Origin of the sequence: Erwinia pyrifoliae DSM 12163, assembly GCF_000026985.1 — a bacterium.
Lineage (GTDB): Bacteria > Pseudomonadota > Gammaproteobacteria > Enterobacterales > Enterobacteriaceae > Erwinia > Erwinia pyrifoliae.
Map to the genome: position 1 here is coordinate 956,898 of NC_017390.1, position 16,042 is coordinate 972,939.

At 53.5% G+C, this 16,042-nt stretch carries 17 protein-coding genes and 1 CRISPR repeat array; of the genes, 10 read left to right on the top strand and 7 right to left on the bottom strand.

What is annotated here, in order from left to right; all coding sequences use genetic code 11:
* Positions 1 to 28: 28 nt before the first annotated feature.
* The 7 genes from EPYR_RS04245 to EPYR_RS04275 all read left to right on the top strand — a co-directional run bounded on the left by EPYR_RS04245 (position 29) and on the right by EPYR_RS04275 (position 6,788).
* A complete protein-coding gene (locus EPYR_RS04245) occupies positions 29 to 307 on the top strand; it encodes a BrnT family toxin (RefSeq protein ID WP_012667181.1) in 279 nt (92 codons plus the stop codon).
* Complete coding sequence (locus tag EPYR_RS04250) at positions 294 to 590, top strand: BrnA antitoxin family protein (protein ID WP_012667182.1); 297 nt, start codon at positions 294 to 296, stop codon at positions 588 to 590. Before EPYR_RS04245 ends, EPYR_RS04250 begins: the two co-directional genes overlap by 14 nt.
* A 458-nt stretch (positions 591 to 1,048) precedes the next feature.
* A complete protein-coding gene (gene csy1 / locus EPYR_RS04255; RefSeq protein ID WP_012667183.1) occupies positions 1,049 to 2,398 on the top strand; it encodes a type I-F CRISPR-associated protein Csy1 in 1,350 nt (449 codons plus the stop codon).
* A complete protein-coding gene (gene csy2 / locus EPYR_RS04260; RefSeq protein ID WP_012667184.1) occupies positions 2,395 to 3,339 on the top strand; it encodes a type I-F CRISPR-associated protein Csy2 in 945 nt (314 codons plus the stop codon). Before csy1 ends, csy2 begins: the two co-directional genes overlap by 4 nt.
* 23 nt (positions 3,340 to 3,362) lie before the next feature.
* Positions 3,363 to 4,367 (top strand): type I-F CRISPR-associated protein Csy3, encoded by a 1,005-nt coding sequence (gene csy3, locus EPYR_RS04265; protein ID WP_012667185.1) that lies wholly within the window; start codon positions 3,363 to 3,365, stop codon positions 4,365 to 4,367.
* 8 nt (positions 4,368 to 4,375) lie between these two features.
* Positions 4,376 to 4,930 carry a type I-F CRISPR-associated endoribonuclease Cas6/Csy4 gene (cas6f, locus tag EPYR_RS04270; RefSeq protein ID WP_012667186.1) on the top strand — a complete coding sequence of 185 codons (555 nt, stop codon included), beginning with the start codon at positions 4,376 to 4,378 and terminating at the stop codon, positions 4,928 to 4,930.
* Between the two features lie 129 nt (positions 4,931 to 5,059).
* Positions 5,060 to 5,387: a CRISPR direct-repeat array (repeat unit 28 nt; unit sequence GTTCACTGCCGTACAGGCAGCTTAGAAA).
* Between the two features lie 723 nt (positions 5,388 to 6,110).
* Complete coding sequence (locus tag EPYR_RS04275; protein WP_012667187.1) at positions 6,111 to 6,788, top strand: helix-turn-helix domain-containing protein; 678 nt, start codon at positions 6,111 to 6,113, stop codon at positions 6,786 to 6,788.
* Between the two features lie 314 nt (positions 6,789 to 7,102).
* On the opposite strand, the gene EPYR_RS04280 is transcribed toward EPYR_RS04275, so the two are convergent.
* The gene (locus EPYR_RS04280; RefSeq protein WP_012667188.1) at positions 7,103 to 8,383 is read right to left on the bottom strand and encodes a cystathionine gamma-synthase family protein; all 1,281 of its coding nucleotides are present in this window, start codon (positions 8,381 to 8,383) and stop codon (positions 7,103 to 7,105) included.
* Between the two features lie 253 nt (positions 8,384 to 8,636).
* On the opposite strand from EPYR_RS04280, the gene hpt reads away from it, so the two are divergent.
* Positions 8,637 to 9,173 (top strand): hypoxanthine phosphoribosyltransferase, encoded by a 537-nt coding sequence (gene hpt, locus EPYR_RS04285; RefSeq protein WP_012667189.1) that lies wholly within the window; start codon positions 8,637 to 8,639, stop codon positions 9,171 to 9,173.
* A 99-nt stretch (positions 9,174 to 9,272) separates the two neighbouring features.
* Here the strand turns inward: hpt and can are convergent, their stop codons facing one another.
* Positions 9,273 to 9,935, bottom strand: coding sequence for a carbonate dehydratase (gene can / locus EPYR_RS04290; protein WP_041474092.1), 663 nt, complete (start codon positions 9,933 to 9,935; stop codon positions 9,273 to 9,275).
* Positions 9,936 to 10,163: 228 nt separating this feature from the next.
* On the opposite strand from can, the gene EPYR_RS04295 reads away from it, so the two are divergent.
* Both EPYR_RS04295 and EPYR_RS04300 read left to right on the top strand, forming a co-directional pair.
* On the top strand, positions 10,164 to 11,090 hold the full coding sequence (locus tag EPYR_RS04295) for an ABC transporter ATP-binding protein (protein ID WP_012667191.1): 927 nt from the start codon (positions 10,164 to 10,166) through the stop codon (positions 11,088 to 11,090).
* A complete protein-coding gene (locus EPYR_RS04300; RefSeq protein WP_012667192.1) occupies positions 11,087 to 11,857 on the top strand; it encodes an ABC transporter permease in 771 nt (256 codons plus the stop codon). The genes EPYR_RS04295 and EPYR_RS04300 overlap by 4 nt, the downstream gene beginning before the upstream one ends.
* Positions 11,858 to 11,925: 68 nt before the next feature.
* Here the strand turns inward: EPYR_RS04300 and panD are convergent, their stop codons facing one another.
* The 5 genes from panD to pcnB form a co-directional block, all read right to left on the bottom strand.
* Positions 11,926 to 12,306, bottom strand: a complete 381-nt coding sequence (gene panD, locus EPYR_RS04305; RefSeq protein WP_012667193.1) for an aspartate 1-decarboxylase — start codon at positions 12,304 to 12,306, stop codon at positions 11,926 to 11,928.
* A gap of 63 nt (positions 12,307 to 12,369) precedes the next feature.
* The gene (gene panC / locus EPYR_RS04310; protein ID WP_012667194.1) at positions 12,370 to 13,224 is read right to left on the bottom strand and encodes a pantoate--beta-alanine ligase; all 855 of its coding nucleotides are present in this window, start codon (positions 13,222 to 13,224) and stop codon (positions 12,370 to 12,372) included.
* A 15-nt stretch (positions 13,225 to 13,239) separates the two neighbouring features.
* Complete coding sequence (gene panB / locus EPYR_RS04315) at positions 13,240 to 14,034, bottom strand: 3-methyl-2-oxobutanoate hydroxymethyltransferase (protein WP_012667195.1); 795 nt, start codon at positions 14,032 to 14,034, stop codon at positions 13,240 to 13,242.
* Between the two features lie 78 nt (positions 14,035 to 14,112).
* Positions 14,113 to 14,592, bottom strand: coding sequence for a 2-amino-4-hydroxy-6-hydroxymethyldihydropteridine diphosphokinase (gene folK, locus EPYR_RS04320; protein ID WP_012667196.1), 480 nt, complete (start codon positions 14,590 to 14,592; stop codon positions 14,113 to 14,115).
* A complete protein-coding gene (gene pcnB, locus EPYR_RS04325) occupies positions 14,589 to 16,019 on the bottom strand; it encodes a polynucleotide adenylyltransferase PcnB (RefSeq protein ID WP_222838327.1) in 1,431 nt (476 codons plus the stop codon). Before pcnB ends, folK begins: the two co-directional genes overlap by 4 nt.
* Positions 16,020 to 16,042 lie beyond the last annotated feature (23 nt).

The following is a 16,042-nucleotide window of genomic DNA, read 5'->3' on the forward strand; positions in this document are numbered from 1 at the left end:
TTTATCTTTTTTGTAGGTACATTAATGTATGGATATCTGCTACGATCCTGACAAGGATGTGAAAAACAGACGTAAGCACGGCTATTCGCTTGCCGACAGCGCCTTGCTGGACTGGGATGAGATGGTCGTATATGAAGATAATCGGCAGCCTTATGATGAGATCCGGTTGATTGGTTTAACCTATGGCCTTGCCCGGCTGGGTAACAGAATTTTTTCCGTCTGTTTTACCGAGCATGAAGAGGTTTACCGGATAATCAGTTTGCGCCTTGCCACCAGGAAGGAGATTCAGCGTTATGCCGAAACTTAAGCCGGGAACCGTCTTCCCCAGCGCAGAAGAAGACGCAAAAATTTATGCCGCCGTGGCGGATGATGAAGACAGCATGCTGCTGGAAGATCCGCAGCTGAAACTGACGCCGTTGAAAAAGCGCGGTCGTCCGCAAAAAGCACAGCCGAAGATTGCGGTAAGCGTGCGCTATACGCCAGAGGTGATCAGCGCGTTTAAAGCATCAGGCGCGGGCTGGCAAACGCGGATGGATGTGGCGCTACAGGACTGGTTAAAGACCCATCGGCCAACAGAAATAAAACTTTGAAGAAAAGAGAACGGCATCCGTAAGGGTGCCGTTTTTACTATAAAAATCAATAATTTCTGCCTGTACGGCAGTGGAAAAAGCAAAAATAGATATTTTAAATTTATTTCTAAGCTGCTTGTTCAGCAGTGCTGGCAAGAGTACAGCATAACTTTTCCCGCTATCAAGATTTTTAACCATGTCGGGCCAGAATCTCTGGCTCCCATTCCCCGAGCGTAAAAATTCAGCAAATCTGGTGGCACTGGGTCTCAGTCTGAGGTATATTTGTGGGATAGTTATTTTATATTTAGGGGTTAAGTTTTGGGTGCGCTGCTTAGAAATATACTTTGGGTCGTTATAGGTTTGGCTATCATAATACTGGCGTGTAATTCGCGAGTTGATTCTCTCAGTATTAACGTTAACTTAAATATCATAAAGTTATAGCGATTTTGGAGTTTAATCCGCACATAAAAGGAGACCATATGCTGCGAGAGACCTTAGCGTCTTTTATCACCAGCTATATTGCCGCCCGGAAAACGGCAAAGCTGGAAGCTTTCGATAAAGAGAGCGCGAAAAAACTGGCCGCGTTAGCGTCAGAGGATCAAATCAGCGTACTGCGCCAGCAGCTTCAGCAGCAGCGTGCCGAGCTGGAGCAAAAGTACCAGCCGCAGGCCTGGCTTAGCGATGCCGCCAGCCGCGCCGGGCAGATCAACCTGGTCACCCACGCGGCAAAATTTACCCATAGCGATGCCCGCGGCAGCAGCATATTTGCCAGCAGCAGTGTCCAGCATGAAATGTATCTCTCCACCGCAGCCCTGCAAAAACCGGCGCTTGATGTCGTTGGAAACGCGGCAATTCTTGACGTTGCCAAACTGCTGCAAACTGAGGTGGAAGGGAACTCATTAATTGCCAGCCTGCAACGCGGCGACTACTCCGCGCTGGAGTCGCTGACCGATAACCCGGAACTGTGCGCCAGCTGGGTCAATGGATTTAAGCAGGTGCTGGTTGACCGCCAGCCGGCCAGCCATAAGCTGGCCAAACAGATCTACTTTCCCATTGCTGACGGGCAGTATCATCTGCTCAGCCCGCTGTTCTCTTCCGCGCTGGCTCATGCCCTGAATCAACGTATTATCAGCGCCAAATTTAGTGAAGAAGCCAAAACGGCGCGAGCCGCCCTGAAGGCGAAAAGCTGGCATGACGGCCCGGTAGTTGCTTATCCGGGCACCGCCATCACCCAGTTTGGCGGCACCAAGCCGCAGAATATTTCCTATTTAAACAGCGTGCGCGGCGGGAAAGTCTGGTTATTGCCCTGTGCGCCGCCGGTGTGGCAAACCCAGAGTCAGCCGCCGTCACAGCACAAATCGATCTTTAACTTTTCCAACGACTTTTCCCGCCAGTCCTGGCCGGTTATTCAGCGACTGAAGCACTTTTTACGCAGGGTCAAAACGCTGGACAGTACGCTGGACATTCGCCAGCAGCGCCTGGCGATGACCGATGAGATTATCGATATCCTGTTTAACTATGTGGCCGGGTTGCAAAACCAGACGGATCTGCGTGGCTGGAGCGCACATCCTGACTGCGTACTGAAACGTTCGCAGCAGCTGTGGCTTGACCCGTGGCGCAGCCAGGATGATGCGGAATTTCAGTTCGAGCGTGAGGGCGGCGACTGGAAAAACGAAGTGGCGCGCGATTTCGGCCACTGGCTAAGCCGTCATTTACACAGTGACAAGCTGAATATGGGCGAGACGGAACGCCGCCACTTCTCCACCGCTCCGCTGTTTAAGCAGCGGCTGCGCGAGCTGGAAAAAGACCTTGCGGAGGATCTGTCATGAGCGCGCTGATTGTCTTACGCCATCTGCGGGTGGAAAACGCCAATGCCATTGCCGGCCTGACCTGGGGCTTTCCGGCCATCACTCATTTCCTCGGCTTTACCCATGCCTTATCGCGCAAGCTACAGCAGAGCCACAATATCACCCTGTCCGGCTGCGGGGTGATTTGCCATCAGCAGCAGGTGCATGCCTATACATCAGGGCAAGACTACTGGTTTGCCCTCACCCGTAATCCATTGACCAAAGAAGCAAAAATCGCCGCCTTTAATGAAGAGGGGCGGATGCATATGACGGTTTCGCTGCTGGTGGAGTGCCACGGCAGCATTGTCGGTGGCGAACAGGGGGCAGCAGAGCTGATGCAAACGCTGGCTAATCTGTGCCAGCGTTTCCGGCTGGCTGGCGGTACGGTCACCTCGGTCGGCCAGGTGCAGATAAGCGGCTGGCCGCAGGATGACGGTGAGACGCGCAGAATAATGCGCCGCCTGCTGCCCGGTTTCGCCTTGCTGGATCGCTCCGCGCTGCTGGCGGCACATCATAGCCAGCCGCCGCAGGCGGAGATGCTGGATACCTGGCTTGATTTTGCCGCCTTAAAAATGCAGGCGGATGACGGGGCCACGCCAGCGGACGGCAACGTGCAGTGGCAATACCAGCCGAAACCCGGCACCGGCTATCTGGTGCCGCTGATGACCGGCTATCGCGCCATCTCGCCGCTCTGTCCGCCGGGAGAGGTGGCCAACAGCCGGGATAACGAAACGCCGTTTCGTTTTACCGAGGCCGTGTACGGCGTGGGCGAGTGGCGCGGGCTGCACCGCATTGATGATTTACGCCATCTGCTGTGGCGCTATCACCATCAGGACGAGTATTACCTGTGCCGCAGCGAAGAAACAGCGTGCGACCAGGATTATCCTGACGACGATGAAGATGATGACATCAACTACAACTAATTTGACTTTATAAGGAAATAATCATGGCTAAATCAGCTATTAAAACCGCCTCCGTGCTGGCCTTCGAGCGCAAGTTATCTAACTCTGATGCCATTATGCTGGCTGGCAAATGGCAGGACGAGCAAAACTGGACGCCGATAAAAATTCAGGAGAAAGCGGTGCGCGGCACCATCTCCAACCGCCTGAAAAACGCCATCGCCAGCGATCCGCTAAAACTGGATGCGGAGATCCAAAAACCGAATCTTCAGAGGGTTGATGTGGCCGCGCTGCCTTATAACTGCGACAGCTTAAAAGTCTGCTTTACCCTGCGGGTGCTGAGCGGCCTTGCCACACCGGCGGTATGTAACGACAGGGCGTACCAGGCAGCGCTGGCTGCGGTGATTGACGGCTATATTGCCCGGCACGGCTTCAGCACGCTGGCCGCGCGCTACGCTGAAAACATCGCTAACGGGCGCTTCTTATGGCGCAACCGCCTGGGTGCCGGGCGAATTGCGGTGCAGGTGACCAGCGGCGAAAAATGCTGGCAGTTTGACAGCTATGACTACAGTCTGCAGGCATTCAGTCAGCCACAGGGAGATTTACTGGAGCTGGCACAGGCGATTGAACAGGGGCTGAGCGGTAACAGCTTTGCGCTGTTTAACGTTGAGGCCCGGGTGTATCTCGGCAACGGTCAGGAGGTCTTCCCTTCGCAGGAGCTGGTGCTGGATGGCAACAGTAAAAAAAGCAAGCTTCTCTACCAGATTGACGGCACGGCGGCCATCCACTCGCAGAAAATTGGCAATGCGCTGCGCACCATCGATAGCTGGTATCCGGACGCGGATGAACTGGATGAAGGGCCGATCTCCGTTGAACCTTATGGCTCGGTGACCAGCCGGGGCATCGCTTACCGTCAGCCGATAAAGAAAATGGATTTTTATAACCTGCTGGATAACTGGGTGACCAAAGATAAAGAACCGGATACGGAGCAGCAGCACTACGTGATGGCTATTTTGATCCGTGGTGGCGTATTCGGTGAGAAAAGCGAGTAGGGGGCTTTATGGATCATTATCAGGATATTCGCGTGCGGGTGGATGAGGAGAACGGTGAAGCGGTGCTGCTGGCACAGGTATTTATGCATCTGCATCAGGTACTGATGCGGGCGGCGAATGGCCGTATCGGTATCAGCTTCCCCAATGTAAAGCGGACGCTGGGCGACCGCATCCGGCTGCACGGCACGCTGGATGATTTAAGCGCACTACAGCAAAGCGGCTGGAATAAGTGTCTTAGGGATTATATCGCCTGTAGCGATATCGCCCCGGTTCCGAAGGGGGCGGCGTGGCGCACCGTCCGGCGCGTCCAGGTGAAAAGTAGCGCTGAACGCCTGCGCCGCCGTTCGGTAAATAAAGGCTGGCTAAGCGAACAGGAAGCCGCAGAGCGAATCAGCGTACTCAACGAGCAGCGCAGTAATTTGCCGTTTTTGCAGATAAAGAGTGGTTCTAATGGTCAGGCCTGGCGGCTGTTTATTGAACATGGCTCGCTGGTATCTGCCCCCAGCGATGGCAGCTTTAGTTCCTATGGGTTAAGCGCCGCTGCTACCATCCCCTGGTTTTGACCCTTTTTTTTCGGCTAACGCTAACCTGTTGATTTCAGGTGGCGTTAGCATAGCGGTTTAAAAAAGGGTTTTACTGCGCATTTTAGGTTTTTAACTTGTTTTATAGCGAGTTAGTCTGCTTTACTAACGGTTCACTGCCGTACAGGCAGCTTAGAAATCGGCGCTGCCGCTGCTCAAACTCGCCGTGCTGTTCACTGCCGTACAGGCAGCTTAGAAAACCATCACTGACAGCGAAGCCCGGAATAAACCCTTCACTGCCGTACAGGCAGCTTAGAAAAGTCCCGGCACCACCTCAGCGCCCAGCCCTGTGTTCACTGCCGTACAGGCAGCTTAGAAAAGCTAGAGGGGGTAAATAGCGTGGACTACAGCGTTCACTGCCGTACAGGCAGCTTAGAAAAAGTCGCGAACAGATTTCGGGGGGTTTTTGCAGTTCACTGCCGCACAGGCAGCTTATTAAGGATTCAATAACCCATTCCCTTGCCTGAGTGTATGCTATGCACCACGGGCTTCTCGTTAAATGCACATTATGCTGACAGGCAGAAAATATGTTATCCGTGGCGCATCTCTGGCAGCGCCAGCTGTTCCATCGGTGCGCCTGACCTTACCTGTGCAGTGCAGTCTCACCGCCGTTGTATGCGGAAATTATTAAGACGGTTGTTTCACGGCAGTTAAATCAGCTGAATGTAAATAAGAAAAACCCCCGGTTAAAGTTCTTAATTTGAGCATTTTTATCGCGGGTTTTTTCACGGTTTTTTTACAACTCATTAAGAATAATCTTATATATATTTTGTGCTCATCATTTCGGTGTTGAGGTTGTTTTTAGATTTTTTCGATCAATAATTTCCGGAATTTTCACTTGGAGTTGGCCATTTTTTTTTCTTCTTTTTCTTCGATAGTAGCTTCGCCGGTAGTGCAATTGCCGTTTTTTGATTTGAATGAAATGCAAAGTTAAACTAAATACGCTAACAAAAAGCAGAATAAGTATTGATATAATTCCTAACATTTACAGATATCCTTTCCAGTAAATCAGGGGGGGACATTAACATAAATTTAAATTTGAATGATTCAACCTACTTGTGCAGCCCGATTGAGTTGGATCTATGGTATTGAAATTGATCTGTTTTTAGGTTTTGATATGGGTCGTAAGGGAATGATACAAATTGGTATTTGAGAGGGAGTCATGAATATTTACACTCAAAAGTTGTCTTCGCGAAAAAAGGTCGTTTTAGTAACGGACGATCGCTATTTTTATTTAGGCATTAAGTCCGCCAGCATGAGTAATTTGGCAATAACAGCTCTGGGGTTTGACAGGTTCATGGATGAAAGCGTCAGTGCAGATGCACTGGTAGTAGTAGATATGCTCTCATGGGCTTTTTTCAAACCAAGCAATGAAACGTCTTTTTATGAAAAAATGATAAAAAATAAAAAACCTGAAGATGTGGTTATGCTGACGTCAAATATCTTCCAGGAGGTCATAACAGACATGCTTTATCCCGGTTTATGCAAAGTTGACAGGAAGTTGAGTCTGTCATTTTTCTCAGAATTGTCTGCAAATAAAATCAGAAGGAATTCTGCCAGGTGGTGCCCTGCTTTTGCAAAGAAACGTGGCCTGACAAACAGGGAAATGAATATTATTCTTGAGCTTTTCAGGGGCGGTAAAGAAGATGAAATTAGTATGCAGCTAAATATTTGTCAAAAAACAGTCAGTGCTCATAAATTATCAGCCTTGTCTAAAGTAGGTTGCAAGAATATTTCTCATTTCTTTCTACTGGGCAGGCCGTTCTACAGGGATCTCAAGTTCTTGTTAAGCCCACGCAGAAATAGTCTCTCTGGAGAGGGGTTTTCCGTGTCTCAATAAATTTTTAACGGAAAAGAAAATTTCAATTGAGAAGGGTCTGGTATAACAGGCTTGAGCCAAAATATGCACTCACCAGCTTACACGCAAGCGAACGATGCGCCAGTCGCCCGCTAAAGGAGCAAATGGCCCATTGAAGAAAATAAGCCTGACAAACTATGCGATAAATGCAGCTTCTTCACTCGATTGGCGTGCAACCCGGCGGATATGGCTATCCGCCGGGCGTCTCTGAGCCCGGATTTGCCGGTCGTGTTAATGCCTGCTGCACTTTTGCTGGTGAGGGTAGCGCCCGACGACGAAAGATTTGCCCATCGCCCTTACTTATTCAGCGCCAGCCGCAGATCCTCGATTAAATCATCCTTATTCTCAATGCCAATCGACAAACGAATGGTGGAGGCTTTAATACCAATTCGTTCACGCACCGCCGCATCTACCCCCGAATGGGTCGTGCTGGCGGGGTGGCTGGCAAGGGACTCGGTGCCACCCAGACTGACGGCCAGCTTAAAAAGCTGCAGGCCGTTGAGGAAGCGGAATGCTGCATCCTGACCGCCGCAGATATCAAAAGAAAAAGTCGACCCGGCACCGCTGCACTGGGCGCTGTAAATTTTACCTGCCGCAGAGTCTGGACAGAGGAACGGCAGATAGTGGATCTGTTCGACCTGAGGATGGCTACGCAGGAACTCCGCCACCGCAGCAGCATTGTCGCCAGCGCGCTCCATGCGCAGCGCCAGGGTTTCCAGCGAGCGTCCAATCATCCAGCTGGAGTGCGGGTCGAGCTGCGTACCGATAGCGCTGCGCAGTGCCTTCACCTGACGGATCAACGCCTGATTGCCCATCGCCGCCCCGGCAATCAGATCCGAGTGGCCACCCACATACTTGGTCAGCGAGTAGAGCGAGATATCCGCGCCGTGTTCCAGCGGGCGAGAGAATAGCGGGCCGAGCAGGGTATTATCGCAGGCGATCACCGGACGGTGCTGCTGCTGCCGTTCAATACGATCGGCCACGCGCTTCATTAAGGCGATATCCACCAGGCTGTTGGTCGGATTAGCAGGGGACTCAATCAGGATCGCCGATACGCGCCCCTTTGCCAGCGCTTTATCTGCCGCAGCCTGCACTGAAGCTTCATCGATTCCGTCGGCAAAGCCGACGGCGGCAACGCCGAGGTTGCCGAAGGTTTTACCGAGCAGCGTCTCGCTACCCCCGTACAGCGGCTGCGAATGCAGGATGGCGTCACCGGGCCGGACAAAAGTTAATAACGTAGTGGCGATAGCGGACATGCCGGACGAGAACAGCGCCGCGCTTTCGCTGCGTTCATAGATAGCCAGCCGGTCCTCAACAATTTCGCTGTTGGGATGATTAAAACGCGAATAGACCAGCCCGTTGCCCTCTCCGGCAGGCGGTTCACGTCTTCCGGACACATAGTCAAAGAAATCGCGCCCTTCTTCAGCACTGTTGAATACGAAAGTTGAAGTCAGAAATACCGGCGGTTTAACCGCGCCTTCGGATAACGCCGGGTCATAGCCGTAATTCAGCATCTGGGTTTCAGGCTGAAGTTCGCGCTGGCCAATATGGGTTTTTTTTGAATGTGAGGAAGACATCTGATCTCCTGCCATAGCGGGGTATTTTATCATTATGGCTGCCAGGCTAACATGTGGCCAGGTACGGCGGTAAATGAATAATTACTCTAAGGTTAAAACAATTTTCGATATGAAATATGGATGAATTTACATATAGCAGTCTGCATGTCTGTCATGGTGCATGGATCTGCTGCGTTGCGCAACGATGGGGGTAAAGGCCGCTAAGTGTGATAAACTTCCTCGCTTTCCTTGAGCAATCGACGAACTGCTACTTATGAAACACACTGTTGAAGTTATGATCTCCGAAGCGGAGATCGCCTCCCGAATTACCGAGCTGGGCAAGCAAATCAGCGAACATTACCGCAACAGCGGCAGTGATATGGTGCTGGTTGGCCTGCTGCGTGGCTCGTTTATGTTTATGGCGGATCTTTGCCGCGCTATTGATGTTTCACACGAAGTCGATTTTATGACCGCTTCAAGCTACGGCAATGGCACCACCAGCAACCGCGATGTCAAAATCCTCAAAGATTTGGATGAAGATATTCGCGATAAGGATGTGCTGATCGTTGAGGATATTATTGATTCAGGTAATACGCTGAGCAAAGTGCGTGAGATCCTTAGCCTGCGCGGACCGAAATCGATGGCGATTTGTACCCTGCTGGATAAACCTTCAAGGCGCGAAGTGGCTGTGCCGGTAGAGTATGTTGGCTTTGCCATCCCTGACGAATTCGTCGTCGGTTACGGTATTGATTACGCCCAGCGCTATCGCCATTTGCCGTACGTCGGCAAAGTGGTGTTGCTGGACGAATAATTCCCGCAAGCCTGTGCAACAGCACAATCAACCAAGGCCGGAGCTTCCGGCCTGTTATATCATCTGCGGCGGTGGCAAACGCCCGGGGAACCGGCGGTCTTACGGGTTGAGATCGGGATCGTTGAGCAGATTGGCAATGCCCTGGCGGTAACGCTGTTCCAGTATTTCGCGGTTGGTGGCCGTGACTTCCAGGTCGCGCAGATACCCGTCCTGAATGCCGTACACCCAGCCATGAATGTTGACGTTCTGACCACGCTTCCAAGCTGACTGCATAATGGTGGAGTGACCCAGATTATAGACTTGCTCAATAACATTAATTTCACACAGCTTATCGACGCGTTTCTCTGGCGGCAGTTCTCCCAACAGCGCGCTATGCTTGTACCAGAGATCGCGGATATGCAGCAGCCAGTTGTCAATCAGGCCCAATTCCGGGTTTTCCAGCGCGGCCTGAACGCCGCCGCAGCCGTAGTGACCGCAGATAATAATGTGTTCCACTTCCAGCACTTCGACCGCGTACTGCACCACTGAAAGGCAGTTTAAATCAGTGTGGACAACCAGGTTGGCGACGTTGCGGTGAACGAACAGTTCGCCCGGCTCCAGCCCGGTCAGACGCTCGGCGGGTACGCGGCTGTCTGAACAGCCAATCCAGAGAAAACGGGGTTTTTGCGCCAGAGAGAGGCGCTCGAAAAAGCCGGGATCTTCCTCTTTGAGCAGCCTGGACCACCGGCGATTGTTGCGTATAAGGGTATTAATGTCTTTCATTATGGGGGCGACCAATAGCTCAAAATGCGTGGCAGTAATATAGGCCAGCGCAGCGTAATTGAAAACGACTAACAAGAAACCGATAGCGGTAATAATTTGAGTGGCATAAAAGTGGCAGGTGCTGAATCCCGATAAACTGACTACAGTCAATAATTGAGATCAATCACCGTTGCTAAGGCAAAAGCCGCTGAAAATGTCGCGGATACATAACAGGGCACTTTTTAACTTATGACTTATGCACTGGAACTTGAAAAGCTGACCAAAACCTATCAGGGCGGGGTTCAGGCGCTACGGGGCATCGACCTTGCCGTCGAAGCCGGCGACTTCTATGCTCTGCTCGGCCCCAACGGCGCGGGTAAATCGACCACCATTGGCATTATCAGCTCGCTGGTGAATAAAACCGCAGGTAAGGTGCGGGTGTTCGGCTATGACCTGCAAAAGGACGTGGTTAACGCGAAACGGCAGCTGGGGCTGGTGCCGCAGGAGTTCAACTTTAACCAGTTTGAAACGGTATTGCAGATTGTGGTTAGCCAGGCCGGGTTATACGGCGTGGAAAAAACGGTCGCGCTGAAACGGGCAGAAAAATACCTGACGCAGCTGGATCTGTGGGGCAAACGTAACGAGCGAGCGCGTATGCTGTCGGGCGGCATGAAACGCCGCCTGATGATCGCCCGCGCCCTGATGCATGAACCGAAGCTGCTGATCCTGGATGAACCGACCGCCGGGGTTGATATTGAGCTGCGTCGCTCGATGTGGACCTTTCTGCAGCAGTTAAATGCGCAAGGAACCACCATCATTATGACCACGCACTATCTGGAAGAAGCTGAAATGCTGTGCCGCAATATCGGCATCATCCAGCACGGTGAATTAGTAGAAAATACCTCGATGAAGGCGCTGCTGGCTAAGCAGAAATCGGAAACCTTTATTTTGGATTTAGCGGCGAAAAGCCCGCTGCCGCAGCTGGAAGGTTTCCAGTATCGCCTGACCGATACCTCAACCCTGGAAGTGGAAGTGCTGCGCGAGCAGGGGTTGAACAGCGTATTCAGCCAGTTAAGCCACCAGGGCGTGCAGGTTTTAAGTATGCGCAACAAGGCAAACCGCCTTGAGGAGCTGTTCGTTGACCTGGTAAACGGTCGCAGTGGAGACAAAGCATGACACATTTGTACTGGGTGGCCCTGAAGAGTATCTGGGGTAAAGAGGTTGACCGTTTTGCACGTATCTGGATCCAGACGCTGGTGCCGCCGGTTATCACCATGACGCTCTATTTCATTATTTTTGGCAATCTGATCGGTTCACGTATCGGTGAAATGCACGGCTTTAGCTATATGCAGTTTATCGTGCCGGGCCTGATTATGATGGCGGTGATCACCAACGCCTATGCCAACGTGGTCTCTTCATTTTTCAGCGCCAAATTCCAGCGCAACATCGAGGAGCTGCTGGTGGCTCCGGTGCCAACGCATGTGATCATTGCCGGCTATGTTGGCGGCGGCGTGGCGCGTGGGATCTGCGTGGGCGTACTGGTTACGGCCATCTCGCTGTTTTTCGTGCCGTTTCACGTTCACTCCTGGCTGATGGTGGCGGTCACGCTGCTGCTGACGGCGATACTGTTCTCGCTGGCGGGCCTGCTGAACGCGGTGTTTGCCCGCACCTTTGATGATATCAGCCTGATCCCGACCTTTGTGTTGACGCCGCTAACCTATCTTGGCGGCGTGTTTTACTCGCTGACGCTGCTGCCACCGGTATGGCAGATGGTGTCGAAGCTGAACCCGATCGTCTACATGATCAGCGGCTTCCGTTACGGATTTCTTGGAATAAACGATGTGCCGCTGGCGTTTACCCTCGGCGTACTGGTGGTGTTTATCCTGGTGTTTTATGTGCTGGTATGGTTTTTGATCCAGCGCGGAAGCGGGCTGCGCACCTGATGATATGAAAAAGGGCCGAACGGCATCACCGTACGGCCCCTGTCTGGCAGCAAACCTGCCGCGCTAAACTACGCGACCTGAACCGGTACCGCCTTCGCCACGCGCTTCATTTGGTTGTCACCTTCGAAATAGGCCACTTCAGGCTGCCATTCCCGCGCCTGCTCGTCCGGCATCTGCACGTAAGAACAGATAATCAGCAGGTCGCCCACACAGGCACAGCGCGCTGCCGCGCCGTTCACCGAGATGATTTTTGAACCACGTTCAGCGGCGATGGCGTAGGTAGAGAAGCGCTGGCCGTTATTGACGTTATAAATATCGATAGCTTCATATTGCAGGATGCCACAAGCGTCGAGAAAATCCTGGTCGATGGCGCAGGAGCCTTCGTAATTCAGGTCTGCCTGGGTGACTTTCACCCGGTGGAGTTTGCCCTGCAACATAGTACGATTCATCATTCATTACTCTGCAATCAATTCAAAAACGGACGCCAGTATTATCTGAACAGGCGCTGCTGTCTACTGCGTGAGATCAACCTGCTGATTATCAATCAGGCGTGCTTTACCGAGCCATGCCGCCATTAAAATCACCGCCCGCTGGCTGTCGACATTCAGCGGCAGCAGCGTGTCGGCATCGACTATCGCCAAGCCATCGGCCCGTAAGCCCTTTTCAGCCAGCGCGCTTTCGGCATTAGCGATCATCTCTTCAATATGGCGCTCTCCCTGACCGAGCCGTTCAGCGATTTGCTGCATCACGTTACTTAGCCCGGGGGCGATTTTACGCTCGTCCGCCGTCAGATAACCGTTGCGCGAACTGAGCGCCAGGCCATCTTTGGCACGTACGGTGGGCACGCCGACAATCTCAATATCGTAGTCCATATCCGCCACCATTTTGCGGATCAGCGCCAGCTGCTGGTAATCTTTTTCACCGAAACAGGCGAGATCCGGCTGCACCAGGTTAAACAACTTGCTGACGAGGGTGGATACGCCGCGAAAATGACCGGGGCGACTGGCACCTTCTAACAGGGTGGACAGGCCGGGAACATCAACGAAGGTCTGTCCATCCAGCCCGTGAGGGTAGATATCAGCGGGAGCCGGGGAGAACACCAGATCAACGCCACGGCGGTTCAGCTGCTCGCAGTCTTCCTGCAGGGTACGCGGGTAGTGCGCCAAATCTTCAGCACGTTCAAACTGCATCGGATTAACAAAGATCGACACGATCACAATATCCGCACGCTCACGCGCTTCATCGACCAGCGTCATATGCCCGTCATGCAGGTTGCCCATGGTAGGGACCAGCGCAATACGTTTGCCGTCCTGGCGCCAGCGCCGCACTTCACGGCGCAGCATCGGCAGGGTTTCAATTATCAGCACGCTGTTGCTCCTTGGTTACTGAAAGCTGTGTTGTTCAGCCGGGTAGCGACCGGCTTCGACTTCTGCCACATACTGACGCACGGCGGCACGAATGTCTCCGGTTTCGGCGAGGAAGTTTTTGGCAAACTTAGGAATATGGCCGCCGGTAATTCCAAAGGCGTCGTGCATCACCAGGATCTGACCGTCGGTGGCATTACCAGCACCAATGCCGATAACCGGCACGGCCAGCGCTTCGGTCACGCGTTTCGCCAGCGCCACCGGTACGCACTCCAGGACCAGCAGCTGCATACCTGCTGCTTCCAGCGCCAGCGCATCCTCCAACAGGCGATCGGCGGCTTCAGCATCACGCCCCTGCACTTTGTAACCACCAAAGATATTCACCGACTGCGGCGTCAGGCCAAGATGGCCACAGACCGGAACGGCACGCTCGGTAAGCTGTTCAACCGTTTCCGCCAGCCATTTTCCGCCTTCCAGTTTGACCATATTCGCCCCGGCGCGCATCAGCTGCGCCGCGCTGTCAAAGGTTTGCTCCGGCGTGGCGTAGCTCATAAACGGCAGATCGGCGAGCAGCAGCGCTGCGGGCGCCCCACGGCGCACCGCCTGGGTATGGTAAACAATATCGGCAACGGTCACCGGCAGCGTCGACTGCTGGCCCTGTACCACCATGCCCAGCGAGTCGCCGACCAGCAGCACCTGAATGCCTTCGTCGGCAAACAGGCGGGCAAAGCTGAAATCATAAGCGGTGAGGGTGGCGAATTTATGCCCCTGCTGCTTCCACTGGCGTAACGTCGAGACGGTAGTCGGTTTCATTATATCCTCATCACGAATCTTCTGTTTGGCGTATTTTAAAGCAATGAAATTGGGGTGCATAGCCGATGGACAAGCTGCTCACCAGGGGCGAATGGCACTGCTGTCGAGGGTAGCCAATATATTAGCCAGCTGCCTGCCGTTCGGCAGGCAGAGTGCGGGCGCGATCTCCAGCAGCGGCACCAGCATAAAGGCACGGTTATGCATATCGTAATGCGGCACCGTCAGGCGAGGCGTGTTTAGCGTCCGATCGCCGAACAGCATCATATCAAGGTCAAGCGTGCGTGGTCCCCAGCGGTGCGCCTTGCGTACGCGCCCCTGTTCCCGCTCAATACGTTGGGTATGGTCGAGCAGTGTTTCAGCATCAAGCCGGGTATCGAGCGCCACCGCCGCGTTGAGGAAATCGGGCTGGTCCGGGGGACCATAAGGTGGCGTGCGGTACAGAGAAGAGGTAGCCACCAGCTGACAATCAGGGATAGCCGCCAGCGCATCAAGCGCGGATTGCACCTGATGCAGCGGGTCGGCCAGATTACTGCCCAGCGCCAGATAAACGCGGGTCATTGCTGGCGATTGCTGTTGCTGCTATCGCGACGTGCGTTGCCGGGGGCGCGTTTGCGTGGACGGCGGGTGCGATGGCGCGGAATCGGATCGTCCCCGAGGGTGTTCATCATCGTCTTCTGCTGCGGCGGTGCGGAAACCTGGAACTCGCTCCACCAGGTGGTCAGACGCTGCAACTCATGGTTATTTTCCACTTCGGCGCGCAGCGCCAGCAGATCGTAGGCGGCACGGAACTTAGGATGTTCCATCAGCTTCCACGCGCGTTTACCGTGGCGGCGTGACAGGCGCAGCTGCAGCTGCCAAATATCGCGCACCAGCGTGGTAATACGTTTGGGGACAGCCAGTGAGCGGCAGGTTTCATCCAGCACCTCATTCATCGCCAGCGCGAAGGCGTCGTAATAGGCGAGGCCGCTCTCCTGAGCAATTTTCTGTGCCATTTCCAGCTGGGGATACCAGAACATCGCGGCAAACAGGAAGGCCGGATTAACGCGCATCTGATTATGGATGCGCGTATCGGTATTTTTCAGTACCAGCAGGATCATCCGCTCCATATTGCTGTCACCCTGTTCGGTGAAGCAGCGGGTGATAATCGGGAACAGCGGCTGGAACAGCTGGTATTCCAGCAGCTTAAGATAAGTGCTGTGCCCATAACCGGCCTGTAGCAGCTTCAGCGTCTCTTCGAACAGGCGCGCCGGGGGGATATCGTGCAGCAAGGTGGCCAGGCGCGGGATCGGTTCAGCGGTCTCAGCGGCGATGCTCATATCCAGTTTGGCGGCAAAGCGCACCACGCGTAGCATGCGCACCGGATCTTCGCGGTAGCGGGTTTCCGGGTCACCAATCATACGGATGATGCCCTGCTGCAAATCGCTCAGCCCACCGACATAATCACGCACCGTGAAATCGGCAACGTTGTAATAAAGACTGTTAATCGTCAGATCGCGGCGCTGCGCATCATCTTCAATCGAGCCAAAAATATTGTCGCGCAGCAGCATGCCATTTTGGTCACGCTGTGAGCTGTTACGGTCTTCAACCACCTGCTGTTCGGCTTCGTGGTGCCCACGGAAGGTGGCAACCTCGATAATTTCCGGGCCAAACATCACATGGGCAAGGCGGAAACGGCGACCGACCAGACGGCAGTTGCGGAACAGCTTACGCATCTGATCCGGCGTGGCATTGGTGGTCACATCGAAGTCTTTCGGCTTTGTACCCAGCAGCAAATCGCGCACGCCGCCGCCAACCAGGTAGGCTTCATATCCGGCCTTATTCAGGCGATACAGCACCTTGAGGGCATTTTCACTGATGTCCTTGCGCGAGATGTTATGAGCGTCGCGTGGGACGATCGCCATCTGACGCACCTGTGCGATCTCAGCGGGAGCCACTTCTTCGCGACTGAGGACTTTCCGGCAAAAATTAGCAACTCGGGTAAAAATGGGACACCTCGATAGTGACAAAA

Excerpts from the sequence above, each read along its gene's own strand:
- panB (WP_012667195.1), bottom strand. The coding sequence starts at position 14,034 with ATGAAACCGACTACCGTCTCGACGTTACGCCAGTGGAAGCAGCAGGGG.
- hpt (WP_012667189.1), top strand. The coding sequence starts at position 8,637 with ATGAAACACACTGTTGAAGTTATGATCTCCGAAGCGGAGATCGCCTCC.
- csy1 (WP_012667183.1), top strand. The coding sequence starts at position 1,049 with ATGCTGCGAGAGACCTTAGCGTCTTTTATCACCAGCTATATTGCCGCC.
- EPYR_RS04250 (WP_012667182.1), top strand. The coding sequence starts at position 294 with ATGCCGAAACTTAAGCCGGGAACCGTCTTCCCCAGCGCAGAAGAAGAC.
- can (WP_041474092.1), bottom strand. The coding sequence starts at position 9,935 with ATGAAAGACATTAATACCCTTATACGCAACAATCGCCGGTGGTCCAGG.
- csy3 (WP_012667185.1), top strand. The coding sequence starts at position 3,363 with ATGGCTAAATCAGCTATTAAAACCGCCTCCGTGCTGGCCTTCGAGCGC.
- csy2 (WP_012667184.1), top strand. The coding sequence starts at position 2,395 with ATGAGCGCGCTGATTGTCTTACGCCATCTGCGGGTGGAAAACGCCAAT.
- folK (WP_012667196.1), bottom strand. The coding sequence starts at position 14,592 with ATGACCCGCGTTTATCTGGCGCTGGGCAGTAATCTGGCCGACCCGCTG.
- panD (WP_012667193.1), bottom strand. The coding sequence starts at position 12,306 with ATGAATCGTACTATGTTGCAGGGCAAACTCCACCGGGTGAAAGTCACC.
- EPYR_RS04280 (WP_012667188.1), bottom strand. The coding sequence starts at position 8,383 with ATGTCTTCCTCACATTCAAAAAAAACCCATATTGGCCAGCGCGAACTT.
- EPYR_RS04245 (WP_012667181.1), top strand. The coding sequence starts at position 29 with ATGGATATCTGCTACGATCCTGACAAGGATGTGAAAAACAGACGTAAG.
- EPYR_RS04295 (WP_012667191.1), top strand. The coding sequence starts at position 10,164 with ATGACTTATGCACTGGAACTTGAAAAGCTGACCAAAACCTATCAGGGC.
- EPYR_RS04275 (WP_012667187.1), top strand. The coding sequence starts at position 6,111 with ATGAATATTTACACTCAAAAGTTGTCTTCGCGAAAAAAGGTCGTTTTA.
- EPYR_RS04300 (WP_012667192.1), top strand. The coding sequence starts at position 11,087 with ATGACACATTTGTACTGGGTGGCCCTGAAGAGTATCTGGGGTAAAGAG.
- cas6f (WP_012667186.1), top strand. The coding sequence starts at position 4,376 with ATGGATCATTATCAGGATATTCGCGTGCGGGTGGATGAGGAGAACGGT.